17 protein-coding genes are annotated in these 16,564 nt (G+C 59.8%); 10 read left to right on the forward strand and 7 right to left on the reverse strand.

Annotation, left to right across the window (positions count from 1 at the left end; all coding sequences use genetic code 11):
- Positions 1-25 precede the first annotated feature (25 nt).
- Positions 26-667, reverse strand: coding sequence for an HD domain-containing protein (locus D8V06_RS24015; RefSeq protein ID WP_130931944.1), 642 nt, complete (start codon positions 665-667; stop codon positions 26-28).
- Positions 668-1,001: 334 nt separating this feature from the next.
- Between D8V06_RS24015 and D8V06_RS24020 the strand changes: the two genes are divergently transcribed.
- Entirely contained in the window at positions 1,002-1,967 is a 966-nt protein-coding gene (locus tag D8V06_RS24020) for a DJ-1/PfpI family protein (protein ID WP_056854044.1), read from the forward strand.
- Positions 1,968-2,074: 107 nt separating this feature from the next.
- Here the strand turns inward: D8V06_RS24020 and D8V06_RS24025 are convergent, their stop codons facing one another.
- Both D8V06_RS24025 and D8V06_RS24030 read right to left on the reverse strand, forming a co-directional pair.
- Positions 2,075-4,486 carry a penicillin acylase family protein gene (locus D8V06_RS24025; protein ID WP_130906072.1) on the reverse strand — a complete coding sequence of 804 codons (2,412 nt, stop codon included), beginning with the start codon at positions 4,484-4,486 and terminating at the stop codon, positions 2,075-2,077.
- Positions 4,487-4,596: 110 nt separating this feature from the next.
- Positions 4,597-5,178, reverse strand: a complete 582-nt coding sequence (locus D8V06_RS24030; RefSeq protein ID WP_056854042.1) for a DUF6436 domain-containing protein — start codon at positions 5,176-5,178, stop codon at positions 4,597-4,599.
- A gap of 96 nt (positions 5,179-5,274) precedes the next feature.
- Between D8V06_RS24030 and D8V06_RS24035 the strand changes: the two genes are divergently transcribed.
- Entirely contained in the window at positions 5,275-6,222 is a 948-nt protein-coding gene (locus tag D8V06_RS24035) for an alpha/beta hydrolase (RefSeq protein ID WP_130906071.1), read from the forward strand.
- 111 nt (positions 6,223-6,333) lie between these two features.
- Here the strand turns inward: D8V06_RS24035 and D8V06_RS24040 are convergent, their stop codons facing one another.
- Entirely contained in the window at positions 6,334-7,086 is a 753-nt protein-coding gene (locus D8V06_RS24040; protein WP_130931945.1) for a DUF2059 domain-containing protein, read from the reverse strand.
- Between the two features lie 108 nt (positions 7,087-7,194).
- Here D8V06_RS24040 and D8V06_RS24045 point away from each other — a divergent pair, with 108 nt between their 5' ends.
- Complete coding sequence (locus D8V06_RS24045; RefSeq protein ID WP_056854039.1) at positions 7,195-7,827, forward strand: 2OG-Fe(II) oxygenase; 633 nt, start codon at positions 7,195-7,197, stop codon at positions 7,825-7,827.
- Positions 7,828-7,829: 2 nt separating this feature from the next.
- Positions 7,830-8,318 (forward strand): DUF523 domain-containing protein, encoded by a 489-nt coding sequence (locus tag D8V06_RS24050; protein ID WP_130906070.1) that lies wholly within the window; start codon positions 7,830-7,832, stop codon positions 8,316-8,318.
- A 58-nt stretch (positions 8,319-8,376) separates the two neighbouring features.
- On the opposite strand, the gene D8V06_RS24055 is transcribed toward D8V06_RS24050, so the two are convergent.
- A complete protein-coding gene (locus D8V06_RS24055; RefSeq protein WP_056854037.1) occupies positions 8,377-8,961 on the reverse strand; it encodes a transporter substrate-binding domain-containing protein in 585 nt (194 codons plus the stop codon).
- 135 nt (positions 8,962-9,096) lie between these two features.
- Here D8V06_RS24055 and D8V06_RS24060 point away from each other — a divergent pair, with 135 nt between their 5' ends.
- The gene (locus D8V06_RS24060) at positions 9,097-9,522 is read left to right on the forward strand and encodes a DUF4399 domain-containing protein (RefSeq protein ID WP_056854036.1); all 426 of its coding nucleotides are present in this window, start codon (positions 9,097-9,099) and stop codon (positions 9,520-9,522) included.
- Positions 9,523-9,567: 45 nt separating this feature from the next.
- Here D8V06_RS24060 and serA read toward each other — a convergent pair whose 3' ends face one another.
- Entirely contained in the window at positions 9,568-10,797 is a 1,230-nt protein-coding gene (gene serA / locus D8V06_RS24065) for a phosphoglycerate dehydrogenase (protein WP_056854035.1), read from the reverse strand.
- A gap of 204 nt (positions 10,798-11,001) precedes the next feature.
- Here serA and D8V06_RS24070 point away from each other — a divergent pair, with 204 nt between their 5' ends.
- From D8V06_RS24070 to D8V06_RS24085, 4 genes are all read left to right on the forward strand, one after another.
- Entirely contained in the window at positions 11,002-12,396 is a 1,395-nt protein-coding gene (locus D8V06_RS24070; protein WP_056854034.1) for an FAD-binding oxidoreductase, read from the forward strand.
- Positions 12,397-12,435: 39 nt separating this feature from the next.
- Positions 12,436-13,101, forward strand: a complete 666-nt coding sequence (locus tag D8V06_RS24075; protein WP_020797317.1) for a fumarylacetoacetate hydrolase family protein — start codon at positions 12,436-12,438, stop codon at positions 13,099-13,101.
- A gap of 226 nt (positions 13,102-13,327) precedes the next feature.
- Positions 13,328-14,254, forward strand: coding sequence for an SdiA-regulated domain-containing protein (locus D8V06_RS24080; RefSeq protein WP_130908347.1), 927 nt, complete (start codon positions 13,328-13,330; stop codon positions 14,252-14,254).
- A 116-nt stretch (positions 14,255-14,370) separates the two neighbouring features.
- Positions 14,371-15,288, forward strand: a complete 918-nt coding sequence (locus tag D8V06_RS24085; protein WP_056854032.1) for an SdiA-regulated domain-containing protein — start codon at positions 14,371-14,373, stop codon at positions 15,286-15,288.
- A gap of 124 nt (positions 15,289-15,412) precedes the next feature.
- Here the strand turns inward: D8V06_RS24085 and rpiA are convergent, their stop codons facing one another.
- Positions 15,413-16,087: a ribose-5-phosphate isomerase RpiA gene (rpiA, locus tag D8V06_RS24095; RefSeq protein WP_056854031.1), complete on the reverse strand. Its 675-nt coding sequence runs from the start codon at positions 16,085-16,087 to the stop codon at positions 15,413-15,415.
- A gap of 335 nt (positions 16,088-16,422) precedes the next feature.
- On the opposite strand from rpiA, the gene D8V06_RS30945 reads away from it, so the two are divergent.
- Positions 16,423-16,564, forward strand: a 142-nt coding sequence (locus D8V06_RS30945) for a hypothetical protein (RefSeq protein WP_177434485.1), incomplete at its 3' end; no start/stop codon positions are given.

Raw genomic sequence — 16,564 nt, forward strand, 5'->3', positions numbered from 1 at the left:
AGAGCGTAGGAACGATCATGTGCGGTCAGGCAATCCAAGGGGATTTGCGGATGACCTCGACGAAGTTCATCGGCTTGAACCCCGGCTCCTGATCCATCAGCACATCCGTCTTCACGTTGCCGAACGTCGTCTGCGGGCGATGGCGCAAACCGTCGGCAAAGGCGCAGATGATGCACTCCTTGAATCCCTCGCCCCGCGGATGCGCATGCACCACCGCTTCGCGCTGCTCAGTGGAAAACGCCGCGTAGTCCATCCCCAGCACGTCCATCTCGACGCCGGCAGTCACCAGCGCCACGGTCGGCCGCAAGTGCTGCGGTACGCCCGGCGTGGTGTGCAGGGCAATCGACAACCAGACTTGCTCGATATCGTCTTCGCTCAGCCCGTATGGCTTGAGAAACGCCGCCGCCGCGTTGGCGCCATCGACTTCGAAGCGTTCGTTGTCACTGCGGTAACCTTCCACCAGCCCCAGGTCATGGAACATCGCGCCGACATACAGAAGCTCCGGGTTGTAGGCCAGTTGCTTGCGCTCACCGCTCAGCGCGCCGAACAGAAACACCCGGCGCGAGTGGTGGTAGAGCAGGTCGGATTCGATGTCGCGGATGTATTCGGTGGTTGCTTTGACCAGTGCGCTGTCGGGGATTTTGATCCCGGCGATGGTGGTGCTCATGGACGATTCCTCACAGTGAGCGCCGTGGCGGCGCTGAGGATTCAAGTCTGTCCGCGGCCCCTCAAGCGAACAATCGAAGCGTGGCTGCGATCCTTGCCAATGAGCATGCATATCGCGCCAGCCTCGCTTGTTGGACCCGGATTGGCTAGGGTTGGTCGCGGTAGCCGTGCTTTTGTGGCGAGGGAGCTTGCTCCCGCTGGGCTGCGAAGCAGCCCCCAAATCTGCGACCGAGATTCAGGTGTATCGTATCCGGCGATTTTGCGATTGCTGCGCAGTCGAGCGCGAGCAAGCTCTCTTGCCACAGTAAGCGTGATCCATACAGGCGTTTCGAACCATGAGTAAAACCGTCGCCATCGTGGTGTTCGCCGGCGTTCAGTCGCTGGATGTCACCGGTCCTATGGATGTGTTCTGCGAGGCCAATCGCTTTCTGGCGCCCGAAGATCACTATCGACTGGAAGTGATCGGCGTGGAGCACGGGGTGATGGCGTGTTCGAATGGCCTGGCGCTGAACGCCCATCGGCATTTCAGCAAAGCGTCACAGGCTTACGATTTGCTGCTGGTGGCCGGAGGTCCGCAGTTGCCATTGATGGATTTTGGCGCCGCGTTCAATGCCTGGTTGCGAGATGCCTGCGCGTTGGCGCAACGCTTTGGGTCGATCTGCAACGGTGCGTTCATGCTGGCCCGGGCCGGTTTGCTGGAAGGGCGGACGGTGACGACACATTGGGGCGATGCGGCGGCGCTGGCGGCATTGTGTCCGTCGACCCGGGTCGAAGCCGATCGTTTGTACGTACAGGACGCCGAACTCTACACCTCGGCCGGCGTGACGGCGGGCATCGACCTGTCGCTATATTTACTGGCACGCGATCACGGACCGGAAGTGGCACTGAACGTGGCAAAGCGATTGGTAGTGTTCACCCAGCGCTCCGGGGGGCAATCACAATTCAGTCCGTTCCTGACCCCTCACGCCGAACCGACGTCGGCGGTGGCGATGGTCCAGCATTATGTGCTGGCCAATCTGACGGGCGACCTGACCATCGCCGATCTGGCCAATGCCGCCAACATGAGCGCGCGCAACTTTTCCCGGGTGTTCGCCAAGGAAGCGAAAATCACCCCCGCCGAGTTCGTTGAGCGGGCGAGAGTGGATGCCGCGCGGGTGATGCTCGAGAGCACACGGGCACCGCTCAAGACCGTGGCCTGGCAGTGCGGCTTTCGCGATGCCCAGCACATGCGCAGCGTGTTCAATCGCAGGTTGGGGGTGACACCGCAGCAGTTCAGGCTGAACTTTGCGGCGATGGTGTAAGCAAGGGCCTCTTCGCGGGCAAGCCTCGCTCCTACGGGATTTACATCATTCAGTATCCCGTAGGAGCGAGGCTTGCCCGCGAAGGCGTCCGCTCAATCAATTAGCCGCTATTGCTTTGAGCGCGCCGGCAACAGCTTCAAGGTGCTGCGGGTATTGGCCGTCACCTCTTCATCAGTGAGGTGCGCCTGGTAGTAAACCCCTTCGACATACGCATCGGCCTGATCATCGAAATGACTGTCGAACGGCACGCCACTCTGGCCAACCGGATTGATTGTCAGGCTGTGGGTCGGGTCGGCGAAGTCGATCAGGCGGCGGGTCGACGGGCCATAGGTGACCGGCCAGGGTGCCGGGCCGATCTTGGCCGACAGGTTGTTCGGCACTTCATGGCTGCCGGGTGCCGCGAACGGGCCGACGTTGAAGATCCGGTCCAGCGGTTTCTGCTGCCCCAGCGGATGGCCATGGGTCAGCGTGTGCGCCTTGCCCCACTGCCATTGCGCGAAGTCCGCTCCAAGGGTGGCCTTGAGGTGGGCGATGCTCGCTTGCCAGGCAACCTTGACCGTGTCGGCCCGGGTTTCCTTGCCGAGTGTGTTGCGGTTATCCCACCACGGCGAATCCGGATTGGCCGCCAGGCGCGGGAGTGCAGCGTCGATCACTCGGGTCGACAGCAGCGTCTCGAAAAAATCATTGCCCAGCTCATCGTGCATCGCCGCATCGGCAAGGTTGAACAGGAACTGGTTGAACACGGTGGCGCTGGTGGACTCCAGCGGATAATCGCCCTTCCATTGCGCCAGTTGCTCCACCAGTTTCAGTTCGGCAGGATCCGTCACTACCGAGCGCAGCACCGGTAGCAGCGGTGCCAACAGACGCTGGCCGTAGCCGGTGGTGGTGCCCAGTTGCAGTTTCTGGCTGGCATCGAGATCCCACTTGATGGCCTTGTCGCCGAGCTGTTGATTGAGCTGCTGACCACGGTCGGCCAGGTTGTAGTAACCGGGAATCTCCATGCCTGTCGCCGACACTGGCTGGAAGTTGGCGGAGACGATATAGCCCCGTGCCGGGTTTTCTTCCTGCGGGTTGGCGCTGAACGGGTAGAAACCGTCCTTGTCCGCCTCGGCACTGCTGCCGTCGAGAATGAACCACGGCTTTACGCCGGCAGGCCGCTTGGGCAGCTGCGCCGCCGCCCACCAGCCGATATCACCCTTGGCGTTGGCCCAGACGATGTTCAGGCCGGGCGCCTGAACCTTGGCGGCCGCGCTGCGCGCCTTGGCCAGGGTGTCGGCGCGATTGAGCTGATAGAAACCTTCGAGAATCGGGTTCTGGCTTTCCAGGAACCCCCACCACATGGCGATCGGCGTTTTGCCGACGCTGTTGCCCAGCGCATCATTGATGATCGGGCCGTGGGGCGACTGGCGCAATACCAGGGAGACCGGTGCCTGGCCCTTCACCGCGATCTGCTGTTCGCTGCTCACCAGATCAACCCACTTGCCGCGATACCAGACCTGATTGGGGTTGTCCGGGTTGACCTTCTCGGCGATCAAGTCCAGGTCGTCGTTCTGGAACATGGTGATGCTCCAGCCGAAATCACGGTTCATGCCCAGCGAGGCGAAAGGCATCAGGGCCTGATAGTGGCCGTACAGGTCAAAACCCGGTGCCGAGAGGTGCGCCTCGTACCACACCGACGGCGCGGAGAAACGGATATGCGGATCGCCGGCCAGCAGCGGCTTGCCACTTTTGGTGTGATTGCCGGCGACCACCCAGGCATTGCTGCCCTCGAATTGCGGCAGGCCGTTGTCGGCCAAGGCTTGCTCACTGAGGCGGGCGAGGGCGTTGAGGTCTTTCCAGTCCGCGTTGGCGAGGGTTGGTGCGGCGGCGTTGTGTTGCTTGGCCAGCACGCCTTTGGGCTGCCAGTCGAGGTCGAAAACGTTCAGGTATTGCGAGCCGAGTTGATCGCGTACGTAGGTCAGCAGCGGTTCGGTACGGAACGCTGCGGCAAAACTGTAGGCCATGTAGCCGGCGATGCTGATGGTGTCCTGGGCGGTAAACGGGCGCTTCTGGATACCCAGAACATCGAACTCCACGGGTTTTGCATGGCTGTCCTGATACTGGTTGATACCGTCCAGATAGGCTTGCATGGCGATGAAGGCCGGTGATTGCTGGTCCAGATTGGCCAGGTAGGTTTCGGCACGTTCGCGAATGCGCAGGCTGCGCATCAATTTGTCGGTGTCGAGCAGCTTCGGCCCCAGCACCTCCGCCAGCTCCCCCCGGGCGAGGCGCCGCAGGACTTCCATCTGGAACAGTCGATCCTGGGCGTGGACGTAGCCAAGCGCGCGGTACAGATCGGTTTCGTTTTCGCCGCGGATGTGCGGGATGCCGCGCTCGTCGTAACGTACGGTGACCGAGCCTTGCAGGTGTTGCAGCTCCACCATGCCCTGACGTGTCGGCTGCTTGCTGTAGACGTACCAGCCGCCAGCGGCAGCGATTGCGACGACCAACAAACCGAGTGCGGTCAGGCTACGTTTCATGGTGACTCCTTGTTGTTATGGTGGTAGCAAATCCCTGGTGCCACTGTTTAACACGGCTCACCGTAAACAGGCATCGCCCGTAGGAGGGATTCGCATTGCGGCGTTTGTCGCTACTGAGTCGTAGTGGCAGGCCACGGGCAGTAACACCCTACGGCCAGTGTGTGCGTGGCACTCACTGCACGACCTTCGTTTAACGCTTGCAGGATCGGCTCGATAAAACTGTTGCTCGAGTTGCAAGTCAGGCCTTCGCTGTAAGGGCCGAAGTACGCCAGTTTGCCGGTGCGGTCCCAAATCGCCACGGCAGGGCTGGCGGGGACTTGTTCGGAGCCGGGCAGGATGGTCAGTGTTTTCAGGCTGCTCAGGTTGCTCGGCAGTTGTCCGTGGCTGCCGGTTTTTTGCACCGCATAGAATTCAACGCCTTTTGGTACGTACTGTTCAACCAGTTCGCTGAGGTGTTGTTGATTGCCGACGTTGCACGGGCAGGCCGGGTCCCAGAAATGCACCAGACGGATGGCGCCCGGTCCGGCAAGGGTGTCGGGTAAACGCAGCGGGTCGCCGGAGAACACAGCGGTGTGTTCGCTGAATGCGCGCAGGTAGCGCCCCTGGAACCAGTCGTAAGCCGCCCACAGCACTGCGGCGCAGAGCAGGGTCAGCAGGCTGACAAACAGGGTGGCACGAACGGGCGAGCGCATCGGTTCAATCCTCGAAGGTCGGCTAGCTTGCCATGCTTGCTGCGACAGATGAATATCGCAGGTCCATAAAGTCCGTTTCAGGTAATGGAATCGTTCATGCCCGCCACTTTCGACCCCAACGATCTGCGCGCCAGCCTGCGGCCACTGGCTGAAGGTCAGCCGTTGTCAGCGCAGGCGCAGGCCTATCAGCGATTTTACGGACTGGATTTTTCGTCGCGCGACGTGCGCCGCGGCCTGGGGCGTTTTCAAGTCGACGGCTATGAGGTGGTCAGCCAGGTCTGGTGGCCGCAGCAGGCGAAAGCGACCCTGTTTGTCTTTCATGGTTTTTACGATCACACCGGGCTCTATCGTCATGTGATCGAGTGGGCGCTCGATCAGCAATTTGCGGTGATCGCCTGCGACCTGCCCGGACATGGTCTGTCCAGTGGCGAGCGGGCGAGCATCAAGGATTTCGCCGAGTACCAGGACACCTTGCAAGGGCTGTTTGCCGAAGCGCAATCCCTCGACCTGCCGCAACCGTGGCACCTGTGCGGGCAGAGCACCGGTGGGGCGATCGTGATCGACCATGTGTTGAATGCCGGGGCGAACAGCCCGGCGCAAGGGCAGGTGATTCTATTGGCGCCGCTGGTGCGGCCGCGAGCGTGGGGCTGGTCGCACTTCAGCTATTACTTGCTCCGGCCATTCGTCAAAGCGATTGCGCGGCGCTTCAGTGAGAACTCCAACGATCCGGATTTTCTACCGTTCCTGCAGGCCGATCCCTTGCAACCGCTACGGCTGCCAACCGCCTGGGTCGGGGCGCTGGCGCAGTGGATCAAACGCATCGAAGCGGCGCCGGGCAGCAACCGTCGACCATTGATTGTGCAGGGGCAGGCGGACATGACCGTGGATTGGCAGCACAACCTTGAGGTATTACGGGCAAAGTTCGACCGGCCGCAGGTATTGATGTTGCCCGAGGCGCGGCATCATCTGGCGAATGAGGCGCTGGTGTTGCGCGGGGAGTATTTCGGTTTCTTGAGCAAGCGGATAAAGGGCAGGAATTTGTAGCGATAGTTCGGGCCCCATCGCCAGCAGGCTGGCTCCCACAATGGTCCGGTGTCTACAAATCCAATGTGGGAGCCAGCCTGCTGGCGATGGCGATCTATATGGCGCCGAAGATCACTGGCCGAGGTTTGAAGAACTCTGCCCCACCGCCAACCCGGCCTTGATCGCCGCCAGCGCTGCCTGGTAATACGCCTTGCCTTCTGCCGATTCGGCAAACGTGGCGAACTCTTCCAGCTCTTCATCCGACAGGTCGCGATAGACGTAGAGCAGCGTGTTGTTCAGATCGCTGCCGATCTGCTCCATCAAGCGCTGGCGCTGACCGTTCAACATGCCCTGCGCCTGCCCGGCGCCGAGCAGGCCGGGGATCATCGAGCTCAGGCTGTCGGCGGCGACACCGGCAATCGCCAGGCTGACCTCGGCGCCAGCTTCACGGGCGGGCAGGGCCTGGGCCAGATGGCCGATGATCAGCAGGCGGCTGTCGCTGGCCTGCATTTTCGGCAAACCCTTGGCGTTTTTTGCCAATTGGTCGCGACGGGTGGCGAGTAATTCGGCAGCGACGATTTTCTTGCCCAGCGGTGACTGGAAGAACGCCAAAGCCGGTTTTGGATCGACGAGGTTCTTGCGCAGCTGCGCTTGCGCGCGATGGTCCACGGCGTTGGGGGAAAACCGCTGATTACTGTTATTGACCAATGCCTGGAACACCGCCGGTGGCAGGCTGCTTTCGTATCGTTTTTGCGCGGCGGCAAGGGCATCGTTGAAATGCGCGCGTTGTTCCGGCCAGCCGGCGACCTTGTACAACTGGTCGTGGCCGTCTGCCCAGGCGGGCAATACACAGAACATCAGCAGTGAGAAAAGCAAACGGCGCATAGGGACTCCTGTCGGCAGGCGACTATTCTCCGTGTGGCATCAGGACTTGTCGAGAATTCGTATCAACCCGCTGCGCGGCTCTGTCGGATTTTCAGGCGCAGGAATACTATGCGCGCCATGCAAATACCTTCTGATCACCCGCTGCTGTTACGTATCGTCGACGACCTGGCTGCCAACGGCTGGTCTCAGCAGAATATTTTCCTGCCTCTGGATCTGACCCGGGCACTGGCGGCCGAGTGCCGTAAACGTGCTGCCGAGGGTGAACTGGCCCCGGCGGCGGTAGGGCGTGGGCCGTTATCGGAGGTCCGCGAGGGCATTCGCGGCGATCACATTCAGTGGATCGAGCCGGGCCAGGCCGACGCGTGCGACAGTTATCTGGGGTTGATGGACAGTCTGCGCGAGGCAATGAATCGCGGTTTGTTCCTGGGGTTGGAGGATTTCGAAAGTCATTTCGCCATGTACCCGCCTGGGGCGTTTTACCTTCGGCATCTCGACCGGTTTCGCGACGACGATCGGCGCATGGTGTCGGCGGTGGTCTATCTCAATGACGCGTGGCTGCCCGAGCATGGTGGCCAGTTGCGCATGTACCTGGACGAAAGCGCGGAATACGATGTAGTACCGGTCGGGGGATGCCTGGTGGTGTTCCTGTCAGGTGAAGTCCCCCATGAAGTCCTGCCGGCGACCCGGGAGCGCCTGTCGTTGACCGGCTGGTTCCGGCGCCGGGGCAACGAGCCATTCTGATCATGCAGAAGATTTTGGTAAGCCGCTGTCTGCTGGGGCATCGCGTTCGCTACGACGGCGGCGCCAGCGGGCCATTCGATCAGCTTCAGCGTTGGCTCGACGAGGGGCGCGTCGTGCCACTATGCCCGGAAGTTGCCGGAGGATTGCCAACACCACGGGCGGCTGCGGAAATCCCGGGCGGGCAGGGCAGTGACGTACTTGAAGGCCTTGCAGCGGTGATCACTACCGAGGGTGAGGACGTCAGCGCGCAGTTTCTGTCCGGGGCGAAGCAGGCGCTGGAGCTGGTACAAAAACATGGCATCCGCATTGCCGTGCTCAAGGCCAACAGCCCGTCATGCGGCAATCTGCTCACCTATGACGGCACGTTCAGTGGTGTGAAAGTCAGTGGCGAAGGCGTGACGGCGGCGTTGCTCAAGCGTCATGGAGTGTTGGTGTTCAGTGAGCTGGAGTTGCCGCAAGCTGCCCAGGCGCTGGCAAACCAAAACCGATAGTCACCATAAACCCCCTGTGGGAGCGGGCAAGCCCGCCCACATTGGATACCGATCGTCTTCAGGGTTTTGGCGCTGCGCCCGATTCCGCCCCAAACCATTTCTCCACCAGTTTTTCCATTCGGCCATCGGTCTTGATCCGTTGCAACGCACCTTCCAGGCTGGCATGGAACGCCGGATTGCCCTTTTGAAATGGAATCGCCAGGTCAACCACCGGGTTCGCCTTGGGCTTCTCTTCCGTCAGCGACTGCACCAGCAAGATTGATTGCGGCTCTTCTTTCTTGGCGACCAATTGCGCATTGGTCTTGAGATAAGGCTCGCTGAAGTCGAAACGATCCTTCAGCCCCGGGGTCTGTGTAATGTGATTGATGGCAACGTCGTATTTGCCGCTTTCCACGCCATTGAGCAGATCACTGGCATCGGTGACGACAAAATCGGCCCGAACATCCAGTTCCTGGGCGAGCATTTGGCCCAGTTCGACTTCGAAACCCGCGAGTTTGTCGTCTTCCTTGAAGTTGAATGGAGGTGTATTCGCCTCAATGGCGATGCGTAGTTCGCCGCGGTCATTTACGTCGTCAATCAATTCGGCATGAGCCAACGGGCTCAAAAGGGGTAGCAGGCAGATCAGGCCAGGCAGAAAGCGCATGGTCACTCCTTTGAATTTTTTATAGCGACCCTCTGATTCAGGTTCGCTTTGCTATGGTTGTCGAATGCCTTCGACAACGATTGACCATGAAGTTGTCATGGTCACGCGGATTTTACGGAAAAACTGGAGAAGAGAATGAAAACCTTTATGTCACGTGCTGCTTTGGCTGGCTTGCTGATGGGCGTTTCGGTACTGGCCAGTGCTGCCACGCCTGCACCGAAAGGCGCCGAAGTGTCCATCGTGTCTCCCAAGGACGGTGCGACAGTTCCGCAGACTGTTGTGGTCAAGTTCGCAGTCGAGAACATTGCGCTGGCGCCAGCAGGCGACGTCACCAAGAATACCGGTCACCACCACCTGCTGATCGATGTCGATGAGTTGCCGGCGGCGGGTCAGCCGATCCCGAACGATGCCAATCATCTGCACTTCGGCAAGGCACAGACTCAGGCCGAAATAAAACTGACACCGGGCAAGCACACTTTGCAGCTCGAACTGGGCGACAGCGGTCACATGCCGTTCGATCCGCCAATCGTGTCCGAAAAAATCACCGTCAACGTCAAATAAAAAAAGGGAGCCCCGAAGGGCTCCCTTTTTTCGCTCGCGTCGCGATCAGAACAAAACGCGGCTACGGATGGTGCCGTTGACGTGTTGCAGCTTCTCTTGCGCCAGGTCCGAGTACTCGGCGTCGACGTCGATCACCACGTATCCAACCTTCTCGTTGGTCTGCAGGAACTGACCGGAGATGTTGATGCCGTTTTCGGCGAAGACCTTGTTGATCTCGCTCATCACACCCGGGATGTTCTCGTGGATGTGCAGCAGGCGGTGCTTGCCAGGGTGAGCCGGCAGGGCCACTTCCGGGAAGTTCACCGACGATACCGACGTACCGTTGTCGCTGTACTTGACCAGTTTCTCTGCCACTTCCAGACCGATATTGGCCTGGGCTTCAGCAGTGGAACCACCGATGTGCGGGGTCAGGATCACGTTGTCCAGGCCGCGCAACGGGCTTTCGAACTCTTCGTCGTTGGAGCGTGGCTCCACCGGGAATACGTCGATGGCCGCGCCGATCAGGTGCTTGTCCTTGATGGCCGCCGCCAGATGGTCCAGCTCGACAACGGTGCCGCGAGCTGCGTTGATCAGGATGCCGCCCTTCTTGATGGCGCGGATTTCCTTCTCGCCCATCATCCACTGGGTGGCAGCGGTTTCCGGAACGTGCAGCGAAACGATGTCGGACATCGCCAGCAGTTCGTGCAGGTTGCCGACCTGAGTAGCGTTACCCAAAGGCAGTTTGGTGATGGTGTCGTAGAAGTACACCTGCATGCCCAGGCCTTCGGCCAGGACCGACAATTGCGTACCGATCGAGCCATAGCCGACGATGCCCAGCTTCTTGCCGCGGATCTCGAAAGAGTTGGCCGCGCTCTTGATCCAGCCGCCACGGTGGCAGGAAGCGTTCTTCTCCGGGATGCCGCGCAGCAACAGGATTGCCTCGGCCAGCACCAGCTCGGCTACGGAACGGGTGTTGGAGTACGGGGCGTTGAACACGGCGATGCCGCGCTCGCGAGCCGCGTCCAGGTCGACCTGGTTGGTGCCGATGCAGAAACACCCTACCGCCACGAGCTTCTTCGCGTGATCGAAGATCTCTTCGGTCAGTTGCGTACGGGAGCGAATGCCGATGAAGTGAGCATCAGCGATCTTTTCCTTGAGCTGGGCTTCCGGCAGAGAACCTGTGAGGTACTCGATGCTGGTGTAGCCCGCCGCCTTGAGGACGTCGACAGCCGATTGGTGGACGCCTTCGAGAAGAAGGAACTTGATCTTGCTCTTATCGAGAGAAGTCTTGCTCATCTGCGTAAACCTGTATCCCGGAGAAAAATGGCAGGAGATAGCCAGCAGACGCTGACCCGGACGGCACGACAGCCGTCGCCGCAGAATAGCCGTTGGGCACTATGCTGCGGGGTCGGTATGCTAGCATATGCGCCCCGCTAAACACTCATTCCTGCGACGTGAAGCGTTCTCAGGATGACCATGAATTGTTCGAGAGTTCTGTCGATGACCAATCCTGCCCTGATTGATGAGCTGAAGACCCTGGTTGAGCCTGGCAAGGTGCTGACCGATGCCGACTCCCTGAATGCTTACGGTAAGGATTGGACCAAGCATTTCGCCCCGGCCCCCACCGCCATTGTGTTCCCGAAGACCACCGAGCAGGTCCAGGCCATCGTCCTGTGGGCCAACAAGCATAAGGTCGCCCTGGTGCCGTCCGGTGGTCGTACCGGTTTGTCGGCCGCGGCCGTGGCGGCCAATGGCGAGGTGGTCGTGTCGTTCGACTATATGAACCAGATCCTCGACGTGAACCTCACCGACCGCACTGCCGTTTGTCAGCCGGGCGTGGTCACTAAACAACTGCAGAATGTCGCCGAAGAGAATGGCTTGTACTACCCGGTGGACTTCGCCTCCTCCGGTTCCAGCCAGATTGGCGGCAATATCGGCACCAATGCCGGCGGAATCAAGGTGATTCGCTACGGCATGACCCGTAACTGGGTGGCTGGCATGAAAGTCGTCACCGGCAAGGGCGACGTGCTGGAGCTGAACCGTGACCTGATCAAGAACGCCACCGGCTACGACATGCGTCAGTTGTTCATCGGCGCAGAAGGCACGCTCGGTTTTGTCGTGGAAGCGACCATGCGCCTGGATCGTGCGCCGAAAAACCTCACCGCGATGGTCCTCGGCACCGCCGATTTCGACTCGATCATGCCGGTACTGCACGCCTTCCAGAACAAACTCGACCTGACGGCGTTCGAGTTTTTCTCCGACAAGGCCCTGGCCAAAGTCATGGCTCGCGGTGATGTACCCGCTCCGTTCGAATCCGACTGCCCGTTCTACGCGCTGCTGGAATTCGAAGCGACCACTGAAGAAGTGGCCAACCACGCCCTGGAAACCTTCGAGCACTGCGTCGAGCAGGGCTGGGTGCTGGACGGCGTGATGAGCCAGAGCGAAACCCAGCTGCAGAACCTGTGGAAGCTGCGTGAATACATCTCCGAAACCATTTCCCACTGGACGCCGTACAAGAACGACATTTCGGTCACCGTGTCGAAAGTCCCGGCCTTCCTGAAGGAAATCGACGCGATCGTTGGCGAGCACTACCCGGATTTCGAGATCGTCTGGTTCGGTCACATCGGCGACGGCAACCTGCACTTGAACATCCTCAAGCCGGAAAACCTGAGCAAGGACGAGTTCTTCGCCAAGTGCGCCACCGTCAACAAGTGGGTGTTCGAAACCGTCGAGAAGTACAACGGTTCGATTTCTGCCGAGCACGGCGTGGGCATGACCAAGCGTGATTACTTGACCTACAGCCGTTCGCCGGTTGAGATCGAGTACATGAAAGCGGTCAAAGCGGTGTTCGATCCGAACGGCATCATGAACCCGGGCAAGATTTTCGCTGTTTGATTTTTCGAACTTTAAGAGCCAACGAAGCAGGAGTCGGTAATGAGCTATCAGCACCAGTATGTCGACGGTACGCGCATTCACTTCCCGCTGGGAAAAGTGGTATGCATCGGCCGTAACTACGCCGAACACGCCAAGGAGCTGGATAATCCGGTACCGACCGAGCCGCTGCTGTTCATCAAGCCGGGCAGTTGCGTGGTGCCGCTGGAAGGTGGTTTCAGCATTCCGACCGAGCGTGGTTCGGTGCATTACGAAGCGGAAATCGCGGTGTTGATCGGCAAGCCCTTGTCGACCAAGCCGAGTGTGGAAGAAGTGCTCGACGCCATCTCCGGGTTTGCCCCGGCGCTGGATCTGACCCTGCGCGACAAGCAGGCCGAGCTGAAATCCAAGGGGCTGCCCTGGGAAATCGCCAAGTCCTTCGATGGCGCGGCGGTGATCGCTCCGTTCGTTTCCGGCAGCACGTTCGCTGATTTGACTGACATCGGCATCCGCCTGACCATCAACGGTGAAGTACGCCAGGACGGCAATAGCAGCGCGATGCTCAACCCGATCGTGCCGATGATCCAGCACATGGCCGGCTGCTTCTCCCTGCAAGCGGGCGATGTGATCCTGACCGGCACGCCGGTGGGCGTTGGTCCGTTGAATGTTGGCGACGAAATCGTTCTGGAACTGCCGGGCGCCAGCAGCTTCACCAGCAGCGTCCGTTAAGTCGGCACCAAGCCCTGTAGGAGCGTGGCTTGCCCGCGATGGCGGTATACCTGACACACCGGGTTATCGTTCATCGCGAGCAAGCTTTGCTCCTACTGGTCGGAAGGCGTTGCTGCCATTTCCCGGTTTTTTCACATTCGGTCTGGATAATTCCCGGGATTTCGGCGTCTGAGCCGATCCCAATTGTGCTATTACCCCTAGCCTGAATTTCTGGAACGCATCCCTGATGGCCACTCCACCGCTCACCACGCTCAAACCTGTCCGTCGCTCACGCTTTGCCTTGCGTTGGTATTCCTGGCTTTTGCTAGTGGCCGCCATTGCATACGGCCTGGCGTTTGCCATGCATTGGGATGATCGCGGGGTGCTCTGGCTCCAGGAACGCTTCGAAAGCGCCGCCGAGCGTCAGGAGAGTGTCTGGCTGCCGGACTATCACGCGGTGATCGACGCCAAGCCGCTGCCGGGCATGGAAAAGGATGAAGCTTCGGACATTGCCTACGATCCCCAGACCAAGACCCTGTTTTCAGTCATGGGTAAAAACCCGTTCCTGGTCGAGCTGTCGTTGCAGGGCGATGTGTTGCGCAAGATGCCTCTGGTGGGCTGGAGCAACCCCGAAGGCGTCACTGTGATGGGCAGTGGTTTGCTGGCCATCGTCGATGAGCGTGACCACTTGGTGAGCATCGTCAAGGTCGATGCCGACACCCGCGAGCTGAACATCGCCAACTTCCCCAAGTATGACCTGGGCCTCTCGAAAGACCAGAACAAGGCGTTCGAAGCCGTTACCTGGGATCCGCGTAACCAGCAGTTGCTGCTTGGCGAAGAACGGCCACCGGCGCTGTTCACCTGGAAGGGTGATGGCCAGAAGCTGATCGGTGACAAGCAGGCATTGGCCAGTGACGAACTGGATATTCGCAATCTGTCAGCGTTGGCCATCGATCCGCGGACCGGCCACACCCTGGTATTGTCCGCTGATTCGCACCTGTTGCTGGAGCTCGACGAAAAAGGCGAGCAGGTCAGTTTCATGACGCTGCTGCGCGGTTTCAACGGCCTGAAAAACACCATCCCTCGCGCCGAAGGCGTGACCATGGACGAGGCCGGTAACCTGTATTTCGTCAGCGAGCCGAACCTGTTTTACCGTTTTGAAAAACAGCGTTGAAACAATTTTGTAGGAATTTACAGCGTCGGTTGTAGGAGCGGGCAAGTGGCCATTAAGCTTCAATTCAGACAGGCGTGATATTTCATCCGCCTGATCTAATTCCGAGCCTGCCTCCAATGCGTCGATTTGCCCGCCCCAAACCCCTGATTCTCATGCTGTCGGTGATTGCGTTGATCGTGTTGATCGCGGTCGGCCAGTATCTGCGCCTGTTTGAGCGGACCTGGTTCAATCTGCACACGCTCTGGCAGCCGTTAAGTACCCAGTCTATTGCCCTTGACCAGTATCAAGTGGTTTTGGAAGCGCAGGTCATCGAGGGGCTCGATGATGACGTCTCGGCACTGACCTACGACCCGGTGCGCAAAAGCCTGTTCACCGTCACCAATAAAAACTCGGAACTGATCGAACTGTCCCTGGACGGCAGGATCCTTCGCCGCATTGCCTTGATCGGATTTGGTGATCCGGAAGCCGTTGAGTTCATCAGTGCCGACACCTATGTCATCACCGATGAACGTGAGCAGCGACTGATCAAGATCCGTCTGGAGGACGACACCACCTTCCTCGACTCGGCGGACGCGGAACAAATGACCCTTGGTGTGCACATGAGCGGCAACAAGGGTTTTGAGGGCTTGGCTTACGATTCGGTGGGCAAGCGTCTGTTTGTCGCCAAGGAGCGCGACCCGATGCTGATCTATGAAGTGCACGGGTTTCCGCATTTCAATCCGGAAAAATCTTACGCGGTGCACGTGATCAACAACCCCAAGCGCGATGCCGGGATGTTCGTGCGTGATCTGTCGAGCCTGCAATACGACGAGCGCAGCGGCCACTTGATGGCGCTGTCTGACGAGTCGCGGTTGATTCTGGAGCTGGATGTCGACGGCCGACCGCTGAGCACCATGTCACTGAGCAAGGGGCGCCAGGGGCTGAAAAAGACCGTGCCGCAAGCGGAAGGGATCGCCATGGACGACGACGGTACGATGTACCTGGTGAGCGAGCCGAATTTGTTCTACGTGTTCAAGAAGCCAGCACAACCCTAATCAACGCCACGCAACACTGTGGGAGCGGGCTTGCCCGCGATGGCGGCCTGTCAGTCAACATCAATGTTGAATGTGACGGCCCTATCGCGGGCAAGCCCGCTCCCACAGGGAATATGCGTTTGCCTTACTCGGCGCGCAGGGTCTTCACGCCTTCGCTGGTCCCCAGCAACAACAGGTCTGCAGGTCGCGCCGCGAACAGGCCATTGGTCACAACGCCGACGATTGCATTGATCTGCGTTTCCAGCTCCACCGGGTTGGTGATCTGCAGGTTGTGCACGTCGAGGATGATATTGCCGTTGTCGGTCAGCACACCTTCGCGGTAGACCGGGTCGCCGCCCAGTTTCACCAGTTGGCGTGCCACGTGGCTGCGAGCCATCGGGATCACTTCCACCGGCAGCGGGAATGCGCCGAGGACCGGCACCAGCTTGCTGGCATCGGCGATGCAAATGAAAGTCTTGGCCACGGCCGCGACGATCTTCTCACGGGTCAGGGCTGCGCCGCCGCCCTTGATCAGGTTCAGGTGCTCGTCACTTTCATCGGCACCGTCGACGTAGAACTCCAGGTCGCTGACAGTGTTCAGTTCGTACACCGGAATCCCGTGGCCCTTCAGGCGCGCGGCGGTGGCTTCGGAGCTGGCGACAGCGCCGTCGAATGCACCTTTGTGTTGGGCCAGCGCGTCAATGAAACAGTTGGCGGTGGAGCCGGTGCCGACACCGACGATGCTCTTGTCGTCGAGTTTCGGAAGGATGAAGTCGACGGCGGCCTGAGCCACTGCCTGTTTGAGTTGATCCTGGTTCATGCGGGCTCCGGAGTGCCGAGGAGGGAACGAAAGGCCGGCATTATAGGCTTCGGGGCGGGGAAGGTCATTGTCCGATTGGCAGAGAACTGGAGCCGGGGTGCCGGATTGCTTTTGTGGCGAGGGCGCTTGCTCCCGCTCGGCTGCGAAGCAGTCGCAAAACCTGGTAAGCGATACATCCGGATGAATGCGGGGGAGCGCTTCGTACTCCAGCGACAGCAAGCTCCCTCGCCACAATGGTCCAACGGTGCCTGAAACCACCGGTTTAGTGTGGTCGTGCGGACAAAAGCCGGGTTAGACTCCATGGTCCTGCCCAACTCGCTCAGTGATGCTTTCCGATGCTTGAACAGTACGTCAAAAAGATCCTCACCTCGCGCGTTTACGACGTCGCCGTAGAAACCCCATTGCAGTCTGCCCGCCAGCTTTCCGAGCGGCTGGGCAACGATATCTGGCTCAAGCGCGAAGACTTGCAGCCGGTGT

Source organism: Pseudomonas sp. Sample_24, from assembly GCF_004307605.1.
In the GTDB taxonomy this organism is placed as follows: Bacteria; Pseudomonadota; Gammaproteobacteria; order Pseudomonadales; family Pseudomonadaceae; genus Aquipseudomonas.

Bases quoted from the DNA above. Each gene is read 5' to 3' on its own strand.
- D8V06_RS24015 (WP_130931944.1), bottom strand. From the start codon at position 667: ATGAGCACCACCATCGCCGGGATCAAAATCCCCGACAGCGCACTGGTC.
- D8V06_RS24020 (WP_056854044.1), top strand. From the start codon at position 1,002: ATGAGTAAAACCGTCGCCATCGTGGTGTTCGCCGGCGTTCAGTCGCTG.
- D8V06_RS24025 (WP_130906072.1), bottom strand. From the start codon at position 4,486: ATGAAACGTAGCCTGACCGCACTCGGTTTGTTGGTCGTCGCAATCGCT.
- D8V06_RS24030 (WP_056854042.1), bottom strand. From the start codon at position 5,178: ATGCGCTCGCCCGTTCGTGCCACCCTGTTTGTCAGCCTGCTGACCCTG.
- D8V06_RS24035 (WP_130906071.1), top strand. From the start codon at position 5,275: ATGCCCGCCACTTTCGACCCCAACGATCTGCGCGCCAGCCTGCGGCCA.
- D8V06_RS24040 (WP_130931945.1), bottom strand. From the start codon at position 7,086: ATGCGCCGTTTGCTTTTCTCACTGCTGATGTTCTGTGTATTGCCCGCC.
- D8V06_RS24045 (WP_056854039.1), top strand. From the start codon at position 7,195: ATGCGCGCCATGCAAATACCTTCTGATCACCCGCTGCTGTTACGTATC.
- D8V06_RS24050 (WP_130906070.1), top strand. From the start codon at position 7,830: ATGCAGAAGATTTTGGTAAGCCGCTGTCTGCTGGGGCATCGCGTTCGC.
- D8V06_RS24055 (WP_056854037.1), bottom strand. From the start codon at position 8,961: ATGCGCTTTCTGCCTGGCCTGATCTGCCTGCTACCCCTTTTGAGCCCG.
- D8V06_RS24060 (WP_056854036.1), top strand. From the start codon at position 9,097: ATGAAAACCTTTATGTCACGTGCTGCTTTGGCTGGCTTGCTGATGGGC.
- serA (WP_056854035.1), bottom strand. From the start codon at position 10,797: ATGAGCAAGACTTCTCTCGATAAGAGCAAGATCAAGTTCCTTCTTCTC.
- D8V06_RS24070 (WP_056854034.1), top strand. From the start codon at position 11,002: ATGACCAATCCTGCCCTGATTGATGAGCTGAAGACCCTGGTTGAGCCT.
- D8V06_RS24075 (WP_020797317.1), top strand. From the start codon at position 12,436: ATGAGCTATCAGCACCAGTATGTCGACGGTACGCGCATTCACTTCCCG.
- D8V06_RS24080 (WP_130908347.1), top strand. From the start codon at position 13,328: ATGGCCACTCCACCGCTCACCACGCTCAAACCTGTCCGTCGCTCACGC.
- D8V06_RS24085 (WP_056854032.1), top strand. From the start codon at position 14,371: ATGCGTCGATTTGCCCGCCCCAAACCCCTGATTCTCATGCTGTCGGTG.
- rpiA (WP_056854031.1), bottom strand. From the start codon at position 16,087: ATGAACCAGGATCAACTCAAACAGGCAGTGGCTCAGGCCGCCGTCGAC.